The following is an 11894-nucleotide window of genomic DNA, read 5'->3' as shown; positions in this document are numbered from 1 at the left end:
TATTGTTAAATCCATAACTCGTGAGAAGCAGCTTATTTTTCCTATTTTTGGCGTTCGTTTTGCAGGTAAGCCCTGCCTGGGCCCAGCGATTTGGATATATTGACTCCGAGTACATTGTTAGTAAAATGCCCGAGTTTCAGAAAGTGAATAGCGAAATGGATCGCTGGACACAGGTACGAACAAAGGAAATTGCCGACAAACATGCGGAAATCGATAAGCTCGAACGTCTGTATAAATCGGAAGAGCCTTTGCTAACCGAACCTATGAAGCAGCAACGTCGGGAGGAAATCGAACGAAAAGAAAACGAAGTCAAAGAATTAAATAATAAGGTTTTTGGTTATAATGGACAGTACCACCAAAGACGAAAAGACGTACTCAAACCCATCATGGATGAGCTCAGCCGGGCCGTCGAAAAAGTAGCCCGGCAGAAACAACTTCGCATGATTCTGGACAAATCCTCCGAAGGCCTGGCCATGATCTATACGGACCCCCGGGATGATTACTCGGACTACGTACTCGAAGAATTGGGCATAGATCCGAAAGCTAACCCCAATCAAACAAACACACCAACGCAAAACACAAAGACCAAGCAGTAAAACCAATGAAAAAACAAATTTTTGCCGTTCTGACCGCCGCTGCCCTTGCCTTCGTAGGATTAAACGCGAATGCCCAGTCAGCCCTCAAAATTGGCTATACCGATATTGATGTTCTGTTAGCAGGTCACCCCAAATCCAAGGCTGTAGAAGCTGAACTGCAAACTCGGAGTACGCAATACCAAAACCAAATGCAGAGTCTGCAAAAAGACCTGCAGGACAAATACACTGCTTATCAAAAAGCAGAACCCACCATGTCGGATGTAATCAAAGCCGACAAGCAAAAAGAACTGCAAGGTATTCAGGAACGTCTGCAAACCTTGCAACAGAATGCTCAGACTGAATTAGGTCAGAAGCAACAACAACTGCTTCAACCCCTGCTGGCTGACATTGATAATGCTATCAAATCCGTTGCGAAAGAGAATAACTATACGTTCATTTTAAGTAGCTCGGTTAGTACGCAATTGAACCCAATCGTTCTATACGCCGATCCTGCTACGGAAGTAACGGATTTGGTATTCAAGAAAATGGGCGTTGATCCTGAAGCTCTGAAAAAAGCCGCCGCTCAGCCTGCTGCAGCACAGCCTGCCGGACAGGGTGCTCCTAAAACACCGGCTAAAAAGCCCTAATTTGTTTATTGAGTACAGTAAAAGCCCAGCCTCTACGAGTCTGGGCTTTTTTGTTAATAGTAGATGTAAATAACGACGCCATCATCAATTCCTATGAAATCGATTATTGTAAATAGAGACTTGTTCGTTTCCCCCAGAAGCTTTACTGAGGCTTTTTATGTTCTATTCCTACAGTTCATAGCCCTACCCTCTCCGCTTACAAGAATTGTTTACAAAAAAGCCTCTGGTCTAGAAATACCAGAGGCTTTTTTGTGAATAGGAAGTTCGATTTATACTTCTGAGGAAGAATCCCGAAGTACATCATTCTTTACTGCTGGCTTATTTTCATCCTGTGCTTTTTCTTCTTCGTTAAAGAACTGAGATTGGAAAATCAGGATGAACACTACACCCAGAAAAATCGAAGCATCAGCAATATTGAAGACTGGACTCGTATAATAAGAACCGCCCCAGATCGGAATCCATTCGGGTAAATAACCTTCCCAAGGATTGAATAGCACCATGTCGATTACTTGACCGTGGAACCAGGGCGATGGAGCATCGTAAGGAGCGTTTCCTAACAGAACGCCGTAAAAAGTTGAATCGATAACGTTACCAATCGCTCCGCCTAAAATGGCAGCAATGCACCACAAAAGGCCATCGGGAGCATTACGACGGGCGAGTCGAGTCAAATACCAGGCAATTACAGCCATGGCAACCAGACGAAACAAAGTAAGAATCAACTTGCCATAGGGATGGTCCAGCTGCATACCAAAGGCCATACCCGGATTCAAAACATAATGGATACTCAGCCACTTTCCGATTAAGGGAATGTCTTCCCCCAGATACATATTTTTGTATACAAGGTATTTAACGGTCTGATCCAGGACAATAACAAAGAGTGTCAGCAAAAAAAACTTCAGAGGATTCTTCATTCAGGTAATCATTAGCAACCCACAAAGAAATGAGTTAATCGGGTAAGTCGTTCCTATCTAACGTACAAAATTCAGAAGTGTTTGTACGAAACGGATAGCTTTTATATGAAAAGCCCCCATTCGAGTCGAATGAGGGCTTTCCGTAAGATTATTGAACTGATTTTTTTGATTTACACAGTTGCTGTCGAACGGCCCGCTTTCGGCGTCGAACTTCTTTCTTCAGTAGTGTAAATTCCCGGCTGGCCTGTCCGGCTACCGAGGTATTTTCTTCAGCCCGGCGGAACAAATAAGGCATAACGGCTTCTACCGGTCCATAAGGCACATATTTGGCCACATTGTAGCCACTGTGAGCTAAGTTAAAACTAATGTTATCACTCATCCCCAACAACTGAGCAAACCAGATGTGAGCATCGTTGACGGGAATACCGGCCTCTTTCATCTTCTCAGCCAGTAACAAGCAGGAATATTCATTATGCGTACCCAGACAAATCGAAATCACGTTTCGGTTCTCCAGGAAGTACAGAACGGCTTGATTATACGCCTGATCCGTATCTTCTTTCGTGGCATGAATTGGATCGGAATATTCCATTTCGTGAGCCCGCTGGCGTTCTTTTTCCATGTAAGCTCCGCGTACTAGTTTCACACCCAGCTCATATCCTTTTGCCAAAGCCGTTTCCGTAGCTTGTACTAGATTGGCATAGCTTTCTACGCGATACATTTGATACGTATTCCAAACGATACATTCTTTGCGATTATACCGTTCCATCATCTCGTAGGCTAGTTGATCGATGGTATCCTGAATCCAGGTTTCTTCGGCATCGACAAAAATCCGTACGTGATGTTCATACGCTGCTTTGCAAAGAATATCCATTCGCTCGCGTACGCGGACAAAAGCGGCCGTCTCCGTATCATTCAGACCTTGAGCGGACTGAGCTTTTTCCAATAATTCGGTACTGGCAATCCCCGTTACTTTAAATACCGAGAAAGGAATGGCAGGCATCTGTGCAGCCTTTTCAATGGTCCGCAAAATTTCCTTCACCGTTACGTCAAAAGATTCCTCTGAATCTTCTCCTTCTACGGAATAATCAAGAATTGTTCCGATGTGAGCTTTATCCAACTGCTGGATTGTGTTCGTACAGCCTTCAATTGTCTCTCCACCGCAGAAATGCTCAAAGATTGTGCTTTTAATGGCTCCTTTAATGGGAAATTTGAGCATTAAAAACAATTTCATAAAAAAGGTACCTATCTTTACAAGCCAGTTTCGATTCATGGCCGCAAAAATGAAATACGTTTTCTTGAGTTGCCAGTCGGATTGATTAGCAAAAGCTACCGAGGTGTCATCAAAAGAGAGTTTGATTTCGCGAGTCTGTTGATGAATCGGAGCTTTCAAAATGTCCATTTTGGGCATAGGAAGTGAACCGTGTTAGTGTAAAAGTGTGAATATAGCAGGCAGGTTCAGGTTGGGCATTTCTAAATCTTAAGCGGGCTAATCGGCAATCCATAATTTTTTGTCGAAAAGCGGCTACAAAGGTAAGGGTAAACGCTCTTCATTTTCACAAGTCAGTACCGATTTTTTTAATAAAAAGGGCTATCTTTGAATACTTAACATTCTGATTTTAAGTTTGTTATTTCAATTAAAGTACTAAAAGATTTGGCCTAAACGTTACTCTTCATCATAATAAACTGCTCCCCGGCTTTTTGAACAAATAAACGCTTACTAATTAACGATTTACAAGATGAGTGCGACGCTGGACATTGTGCCCTTGCAGGATTGGATCAACACCAACGGAAAGCCCTTGATGATTGCGGGTCCCTGTAGTGCAGAAACAGAAGAACAGGTTTGGGATACGGTAACCCAAATCGCCAAAGAGGGCTACGCCCACGTTATTCGGGCTGGGGTTTGGAAACCACGTACCCGTCCGGGTTCCTTTGAAGGTATGGGAGAGGCTGCTTTGCCTTGGCTGGCAGCTGCAAAGAAAGAAACGGGTCTGCCCCTGGCTATTGAAGTGGCGAGTCCCGAGCACATTGAACTGGCTCTAAAATATAACGTAGATATTCTATGGATTGGGGCCCGTACGACGGTGAACCCCTTTAACGTACAGGACATTGCTGACGCTCTGAAAGGCGTAGACATTCCTGTATTGGTGAAAAACCCGGTAAACCCTGATCTGGCTCTCTGGATCGGAGCTCTGGAACGTCTTCAGAACTCAGGTCTGAAGAAGCTGGCGGCTATCCACCGTGGTTTCTCGAACATGCAGGAGACGAAATACCGCAACTCACCCATGTGGCAGGTTGCTCTGGAACTCAAACGCCAGTTGCCGAACTTGCCCATCATCGGTGATCCAAGCCACATGGCCGGTAAACGTCAATACCTGGCTGAATTGACTCAGCGTTTCCTGGATCTGAACTACGACGGTTTGATCATCGAGTCACACCGTAACCCGGCGGAAGCCTGGTCGGATGCTTCGCAACAACTGACGCCAGCTGCTCTGGGTGAAATGCTCCGTGGCATGCAGGTTCGCGAATCCGATGTGAACGATTCAGCGTACCACAGCCACATGGATGAACTCCGGGCGAAAGTAGACAACATTGACCGCGAATTGCTGGAAGTGCTGGCTACGCGTATGGCCATTGTTGAGAAAATGGGTGAGTACAAACGTGACAACGGCGTGACGATTTTCCAAATCGATCGCTGGAAGCAGGTGCACGCTTCACGGGCTGAAATGGGTAAGAAACTGGGTCTGTATACCGACTTAGTGGAAGACCTTTACCGCCTGATCCACGAAGCTTCGATCCGTAAGCAAACGGAAGTAATCCATTCCGTTTCTCAGGCATAAGCTTAGAATACCTGTAGAAAAGAGGTCGCTGTATAGCGACCTCTTTTTTCTTTTAATCCGTTTTTTAACTATACGTTCGTAGCATTGCATGGAATTTCTTTCTAACAGCTCTATTCGTTCGCATGAATGCTTACCCTACTGATCCGTTTGCCGCCCTGCGTTATCGGGAATTTACCTTTTTTGGTCTAGCCAGTTTCTTCTTCACTACCGCTATTCTGATTCAGGAGGTTGTCTTAGGTTACGAAATTTATCGCATTACGCACGATCCCTTAGCTTTAGGCTTAGTAGGCCTCGCGGAAGCAATCCCCTACATTTCACTGGCGTTGCTGGGCGGACACTTTGCCGATAAGTACGACAAAAAGCGAATCATCTTACTGAGCTTACTAGTTATTCTGGTGGGCTCGTTTATTCTGCATTGGGCTACATTGCCCGAAACGCGGGCCGCTCACCCGGATACTTTTCTACTCACCATTATTTATTGCGTAGTTGCTTTGATTGGTCTGGCCCGTGGCTTCTACAGCCCGGCTACTTCTTCTCTGAAAGCATTTCTAACGCCCCGGGAGGTATATGCTAATGCGGCATCCTGGTACAGTTCGTTTTGGCAAACGGGAGCCATACTGGGGCCGGGGCTTGCCGGATTTCTTTACGCCTGGATGGGGATGGCGGGTACCATGTGGCTGGTCATTGCGGGCTTAGGATTGGTTTTTCTTTTGTTTTTATTCATCAAGAAGAAACCCATTCCTGAAGTATCGCTGGAAGAAGAACAGCTCAGTGTCTGGCAGAGTATTCGGGAAGGGATCTCCTTTGTGTTCGGTAACAAGCTCCTGCTCTACTCCATTTCGCTGGATTTGGTGGCTGTCCTGTTTGGTGGAGTCGTAGCAATCCTACCCGTTTTTGCCGAGGATGTTCTGCACGTAGGAGCTGAAGGCCTGGGTATTCTGCGAGCTGCTCCCTCCATCGGAGCCGTACTAACGCTCGTAGCGACTGCCGTGTACTCGCCCGTACGTAGAGCCTGGTTAAACATGCTCATTGCCGTTGCAGGATTCGGTATCGCTACCATCGTTTTCGCTCTGTCAACACATTTCTGGCTTTCCGTAACGATGCTTTTCCTGACAGGAGCGTTTGATAGCATCAGTGTCGTGATTCGTCAGGCTATTCTCCAACTGGTTCCACCCGACGAAATCCGGGGACGCGTACTTTCGGTTAACAGTATCTTCGTCAGTACTTCCAATGAAATCGGAGCTTTTGAATCGGGCTTACTGGCTAAAACCTTTGGTACAGTCCCTTCCGTACTCATTGGCGGAAGCCTTACGCTGGTTATTGTCGGCTTCATCTGGGCTCGTACGAAAGAGCTTCTCCAGGTAAAGCTGATTTAATGGAGACAATCCTATATACAAAAGAAAGGCTAACTCCAGTGAGAGTTAGCCTTTCTTTTGGTAGAATGTATTATTCAAAAATCTTGAATCCGAAGTAGCCAACGGCGAGCCAGAGTAAGCCTTTAATTAGAAAGAAGAAAAAGCCGGCCCAGCCCAAACGCTTAATCCAACCTTTCCAGCCGGGAGTGGTTTCCTTTTGCTCCATAATATTTAGAATGATTCTATTGAATTCAAAAATCGGCAAAAAGATTCTTTTCTCCGAAGAAATACGCAGATTTCTTGTCGATCAGGCTAGTCCCCCTTTCGCCAGCACCACGTATTTGAGCACTTCAACGTACAACTGAATTCCTTTTTCGATTTCGTGCAAATAGATAAATTCATCGGCTTGGTGCGAACGAGCCGAATCGCCGGGACCCATCTTCAACGAAGCACAGCCAATCACGGCCTGATCGGACGTAGTGGGTGAACCATAAGTCGTACGGCCCAACTGGATACCCGCCTGCACAACGGGATGTTCCAGAGGAATGCTCGAAGGCCTCAACCGTACGGAACGAGCCTGTACTTCCGACTTCATGTGGGCCTGGATAATGTCACAGGCTTCTTCCAGCGTGTACTGATCCGTTACACGTACATCGAGCGTAAAATAGCAATTGGCTGGAACGACATTATGTTGCTGGTTTTCGGTACGAATGACCGTAGCCGTCATTTTCATTTTCCCCAGCATCGGCGATTCTTTGGGGAATTCATACGAACGTACCCAGGCAATATCGTCGAGAGCTTTGTACAGGGCATTTTCTCCTTCTTCGCGAGCTGCGTGACCGGCTTTTCCCTGAGCCATGCAATCGAGTACTAGTAAACCCTTTTCAGCAATGGCCAGGTGCATTTGCGTGGGTTCGCCCACAATGGCAAAGTCAATCGAACCCAGCTTTCCGGAATTCCACAGCAGTTCCATGCCGTTGGCTCCCGAAACTTCCTCTTCCGCCGAAGCTGCAAAGACAATGTTGTACGCTAAATCCGTCCGGTGGTAGAAGTAACAGAACGTAGCCAGCAGGGAAACCAGACAGCCTCCGGCATCATTGGAGCCCAATCCGAAGAGTTTTCCGTCCTCCACCAAAGGATTAAACGGGTCAAGGGTCCACTTCGGATTGGGTTTTACCGTGTCGTGGTGCGAATTAAGCAGTACCGTCGGTAAATCCGGATTGTAGTATTTATTCCGGGACCACAGGTTGTTATTCATTCGGGAAAAGGGCATGTTCCGTTCCCGGAAAAACTCTTCCAGCAGATACGCCGTCTGATCTTCTTCCCGGCTAAAGGAGGGCGTCGCGATCAGACGTTTGAGTAATTCAATGGAATCAATAGTGAGGCTTTCAAGAAGCTGAGCCATACTTACTAATTTAAAAAGGGGCCGTATGCCTCCTTCTTTATGAATGAAGAAAACGGGTAAATCGCCCAGCCAAGTCTTCGATGTCTTCGAAGCGAGCCAGCGTTTGCACCCAGTTGACCGGAATACCTTCCAGTCCGTAATAGAGTCCGGCCAGACCGCCCGTAACGGAACCCGTAGTATCGGCATCATCTGCCAGATTTACGGCCCGCAGGACGGCATCCGAATACGTGTCAGTCGTCAGAAAACTCCACAGTGCGGCTTCCAGCGAATGCAGTACGTAACCAGAAGAGTATATTTCCTTTTCCGATAATTGTATAAGGTCTTCTTTTAAAATACGGGCAAACAGTTCACATTCATCCGCTGAACAAATCTGCTCGGGAAACGAACCCAGCGATTGCTGAATCGTCCGGTAGGCTTCTACTTTTTCCTTACCCGCCAGGAGTTCCTGAGCAAAGGAAACTAGTACGAAGCAGGCAATCACCGAACGAATGTGGCCGTGGGTCAGGCTTGATACGTTGCGTACAATCGCAAAGCGTTCATCCAAACTCAACTTCGGCTGCTGGTAGTGAAAGTAGAAAGCTAGGGGCAGGATTCGCATAAGCGATCCGTTGCCATTACAAAGTTCACTCGTTTCGCCCGCCTTCAGGGGCTCTACGCCCTGTTCCAGACGATCTAGAGCGTTACGGGTGGAAATACCAATGTCGAATACGGAACCATGAGCCGTCCAGTCCCCGTAAAGATACCAGTTTAAAAAGCGGTTTGCCAGGGTTCGGTAATCCAGCCCCTGTATTAGTGTTTCGATGGTTTGATAGGTCAGAGCACTATCATCCGACCAGGTTCCGGCGGGCTGGTGGTGCGTGCCGTAGGCTCGCATACCTTCAACGGGCTTGTTTTTTAGAAAATTACGCGTTGTAAATTCCACCGGAACACCCATAGCATCTCCCACAGCAGTACCAATCAAGAAGCCATGAACACGAGAGTCAAAAAGTGATTTCATACGGTGTTATTACCAATTGCGGTGGTTTAAACAAACCATTCGGGCGGAATGGCTTCTATTCTGTAAGTCGGATCCGGGTACCGGCGGTGCCTTCGCTAACGGCCTGTCGAAGATCGGTAGCGTGGCAGATGGTAACCTGTTTAACGCCATCGTGAAGGGCCTTGAAGGCATTATCCAGCTTCGGAATCATCCCGGCGTAAATAGCTCCGGAGGCTTTGTGCTCGGCGTAAGTACTCGGATATAGTTCGGGTATGACGGTCGTATCGTCTTCAGGATTAGTCAATACGCCTTTTTTTTCGAAACAATATACTAAATTAACTTCAAAATGCTTCGCTAATGCTACCGCAACGGCCTGAGCCTGGGTATCGGCATTGGTATTGAGCATGGAAGCCAGAGCCGGATCAAAGGTCAGCGGAGCGAAAACGGGAACCAGCCCTACTTCCAGAAACCGCTTGATCTGCTCCTCATTCACGGACTCAATGTCGCCTACAAAACCGTAATCAACATTCCAGCCTGTCCGTTTTTTCGATCGGATAATGCCGCCATCGGCTCCGGTCAGCCCCAGAGCGTTACAATCCAGAGCCTGTAGCTGAGCGACGAGTTGCTTGTTAACGAGTCCCCCGTACACCATCGTGACAACATCCAGCATGGCGGCATCGGTCACGCGGCGACCTTCCACCATAACCGTTTCCACATCCAGTTTGACTGCCACCTGCGTAGCAATCTTCCCGCCCCCGTGTACCAGAATCTTAGGCAAGGGCAAGGCCGCAAAATCCGCTAAAAATTGCTGGCGGAGGGTCGGGTTATCGACCACGTTGCCGCCAATTTTAATAACCGTGAGCATGTAGGTTCGAATAAAGAAAAAGGGTACGCAGGTTTTTGCCCGCATACCCTTCCGTCTATGATTAAGCTTGTAACATTCGCTTGAGTACAGCCTGAGCAGCCCAAACGCGGTTTCCAGCTTCCTGAATAACGATTGAATTAGCCGAATCCAGTACAGCGTCTTCGACCACCAGATTCCGGCGAACGGGCAAGCAGTGCATGAACTTGGCCTGATTCGTCAGTCCCATTTTTTCCTGCGTAATCATCCAGGCCGGGTCACTGTTGATGATTTGGCCGTAGGTTTCGTACGAAGACCAGTTTTTCGCGTAAATGAAATCAGCTCCTTCGAAAGCTTCGCGTTGGTTGTGCGTCACGCGGGCGTTCCCCGAAAACTCGGGAGCCAAAGCGTAACCTTCGGGATGCGTAATGACGAAATCTACGTCAGCAGCATTCATCCACTCGGCAAAGGAGTTGGGTACGGCCTGGGGCAGTGCCTTCACGTGCGGAGCCCAGGTCAGTACTACTTTCGGACGAGCCACTGTTTTCGTCTCCTCGATCGTAATCAGATCTGTAAAGGATTGTAACGGGTGTCGTGTCGCTGACTCCAGACTCAGAATCGGTACGCCAGCGTACTTGACAAATTGCTTGATGACCTGCTCCTGGTAATCCTTCTCCCGATCGGTCAGCGAAGGAAAACTCCGTACGCCAATGATATCGCAGTACTGCCCTACCACAGCGGCCGCTTCCTTGACGTGTTCGGCCTTATTTCCGTTCATGATCGCTCCATCTTCAAATTCCAGACCCCAGGAATCCGTGGTAACGTTCATTACCATCACTTTCATACCCAGATTTTCGGCTGCTTTCTGCGTACTCAGCCGGGTGCGAAGGCTGGCGTTAAAGAATAGTAAGCCCAGCGTTTTATGCCGTCCCAGGTTTTCGTCGGCATAGGGGTTCTGTTTCAGCCAAAGAGCTTCCTGCACTAATCCCGGCAGGTCAGGAACATCATGAACGGAAAGAAATTGTTTCATTGGTTGAGTTTAGGGTTTTGAGCGGCCGCCGCTGCGGTTTAGAGTTTCGGGTTTGGGGTTTAGAGTGGCCTTGCTTGCGATTTTGAGTAAAACCTTTCCTGTGTATACAGAATTTTCACTCCTTTTATCCTTCACGCAATCACTCTAAACTTAAAACCCTAAACGCTGAAACTCCTTAGGCGTTTACCGCCAATACTTGATCGAGTGCTTCCAAGAATTGATCGCTTTCGGCCTGACCGATGGCCAGACTCGGCAGCAAACGCAGGGTATGCTTGCCCGCGTAGCCACAGAAAATTTTATGTTCGAACAGCAGGGTGTCCCGGATTTTATCGACGGGCTGCTCAAATTCGATACCGATCATCAAACCGCGACCGCGTAACTCCTTAATCCCGCTGATACCTTTGAGTTGTTCAAACAGGTAGGCTCCCTGCTTTTCGGCGTTTTCGATCAGGTTCTCGTTTTTCATAATGTCGAGCACCGCAACCGCCGCCGCACAGGCCAAGTGATTGCCTCCAAAGGTTGTACCCAGCATACCAAATTTGGCGTGGAATTTGGGTGAAATCAGTACGCTGCCAATTGGGAAGCCATTGCCCATTCCTTTAGCGGTGGTAATCAGATCGGGTTCTACGCCTGTGAACTGGTGCGAGAAGAACTTCCCCGTCCGTCCATACCCGCACTGTACGGAATCCAGGATGAGTACGGAACCGAACTGGTCGCATAACTGGCGAGCGGCCTGCAGGAACTCCGTAGATGTCACGTGAATACCGCCGACGCCCTGAATGCCTTCCACGATTACCGCACAGATTTCTTCGCTCATGTTGGCTTTCAAAGCCTCCACATCATTGAAGGGGATGAACGTAACGTGTGAATTATCGTTGATGGGAGCGACAATGGAAGGGTTATCCGTAACCGCTACGGCTCCGGACGTACGACCATGGAAAGCCGCTTTAAAAGCAATTACTTTCTTACGTCCGTTGTAAAAGGAAGCTAGTTTCAGGGCGTTTTCGTTAGCTTCGGCCCCCGAATTCACCAGAAACAGCGAATAGTCCGGGTAACCAGAAAGGGCCCCCAGTTTCTCACCTAATTCCTTTTGTAAGGGAATCTGTACGGAATTGGAGTAAAATCCAATTTGTGACAGCTGACGCGTCAGGGCTTCTACGTAATACGGATGTGAATGACCCACCGAAATGACCGCGTGACCGCCATACAAATCCAGGTACTGATCGCCTTTTTTATCCCACAAATAACTACCCTGAGCTTTCACAGGCTCGATGTCGTAGAGCGGGTAAACATTGAATGGATTCATGCTTTGTTATT

Annotated in this window: 11 protein-coding genes; 4 read left to right on the top strand and 7 right to left on the bottom strand. The window is 47.8% G+C overall.

Translation table 11 applies throughout. The annotated features are described in order from the left end of the window. Nucleotides 1-20 precede the first annotated feature (20 nt). Together C5O19_RS06105 and C5O19_RS06100 are read left to right on the top strand one after the other, a co-directional pair. On the top strand, nt 21-596 hold the full coding sequence (locus C5O19_RS06105) for an OmpH family outer membrane protein (protein ID WP_104710554.1): 576 nt from the start codon (nt 21-23) through the stop codon (nt 594-596). A 5-nt stretch (nt 597-601) separates the two neighbouring features. Further along, nucleotides 602-1222: an OmpH family outer membrane protein gene (locus tag C5O19_RS06100; RefSeq protein WP_104710552.1), complete on the top strand. Its 621-nt coding sequence runs from the start codon at nt 602-604 to the stop codon at nt 1220-1222. A gap of 269 nt (nt 1223-1491) precedes the next feature. On the opposite strand, the gene C5O19_RS06095 is transcribed toward C5O19_RS06100, so the two are convergent. Together C5O19_RS06095 and C5O19_RS06090 are read right to left on the bottom strand one after the other, a co-directional pair. Then, nucleotides 1492-2133 (bottom strand): lipoprotein signal peptidase, encoded by a 642-nt coding sequence (locus C5O19_RS06095; RefSeq protein WP_165795948.1) that lies wholly within the window; start codon nt 2131-2133, stop codon nt 1492-1494. 148 nt (nt 2134-2281) lie between these two features. Beyond that, on the bottom strand, nt 2282-3541 hold the full coding sequence (locus C5O19_RS06090) for a proline dehydrogenase family protein (protein WP_243406335.1): 1260 nt from the start codon (nt 3539-3541) through the stop codon (nt 2282-2284). 328 nt (nt 3542-3869) lie between these two features. Between C5O19_RS06090 and C5O19_RS06085 the strand changes: the two genes are divergently transcribed. Then, entirely contained in the window at nt 3870-4970 is a 1101-nt protein-coding gene (locus C5O19_RS06085; protein ID WP_104710550.1) for a chorismate mutase, read from the top strand. A gap of 122 nt (nt 4971-5092) precedes the next feature. Then, on the top strand, nt 5093-6346 hold the full coding sequence (locus C5O19_RS06080; RefSeq protein ID WP_104710547.1) for an MFS transporter: 1254 nt from the start codon (nt 5093-5095) through the stop codon (nt 6344-6346). Between the two features lie 286 nt (nt 6347-6632). On the opposite strand, the gene C5O19_RS06075 is transcribed toward C5O19_RS06080, so the two are convergent. The 5 genes from C5O19_RS06075 to C5O19_RS06055 all read right to left on the bottom strand — a co-directional run bounded on the left by C5O19_RS06075 (nt 6633) and on the right by C5O19_RS06055 (nt 11883). Further along, nucleotides 6633-7730 (bottom strand): M20 family metallo-hydrolase, encoded by a 1098-nt coding sequence (locus C5O19_RS06075; RefSeq protein ID WP_104710545.1) that lies wholly within the window; start codon nt 7728-7730, stop codon nt 6633-6635. Between the two features lie 37 nt (nt 7731-7767). Beyond that, a complete protein-coding gene (locus C5O19_RS06070; RefSeq protein ID WP_104710543.1) occupies nt 7768-8727 on the bottom strand; it encodes an ADP-ribosylglycohydrolase family protein in 960 nt (319 codons plus the stop codon). 55 nt (nt 8728-8782) lie between these two features. Continuing rightward, nucleotides 8783-9571, bottom strand: coding sequence for an acetylglutamate kinase (argB, locus tag C5O19_RS06065; RefSeq protein WP_104713917.1), 789 nt, complete (start codon nt 9569-9571; stop codon nt 8783-8785). A gap of 61 nt (nt 9572-9632) precedes the next feature. After that, nucleotides 9633-10577, bottom strand: a complete 945-nt coding sequence (locus tag C5O19_RS06060) for an N-acetylornithine carbamoyltransferase (protein WP_102200686.1) — start codon at nt 10575-10577, stop codon at nt 9633-9635. A 175-nt stretch (nt 10578-10752) separates the two neighbouring features. Further along, complete coding sequence (locus tag C5O19_RS06055) at nt 10753-11883, bottom strand: aspartate aminotransferase family protein (protein ID WP_102200687.1); 1131 nt, start codon at nt 11881-11883, stop codon at nt 10753-10755. Nucleotides 11884-11894 lie beyond the last annotated feature (11 nt).

It is taken from the genome of Siphonobacter curvatus, from assembly GCF_002943425.1.
In the GTDB taxonomy this organism is placed as follows: domain Bacteria; phylum Bacteroidota; class Bacteroidia; order Cytophagales; family Spirosomataceae; genus Siphonobacter; species Siphonobacter curvatus.
Note: the sequence above shows the minus strand (reverse complement) of the source record. Positions and strands in the feature narration are given on the sequence as shown.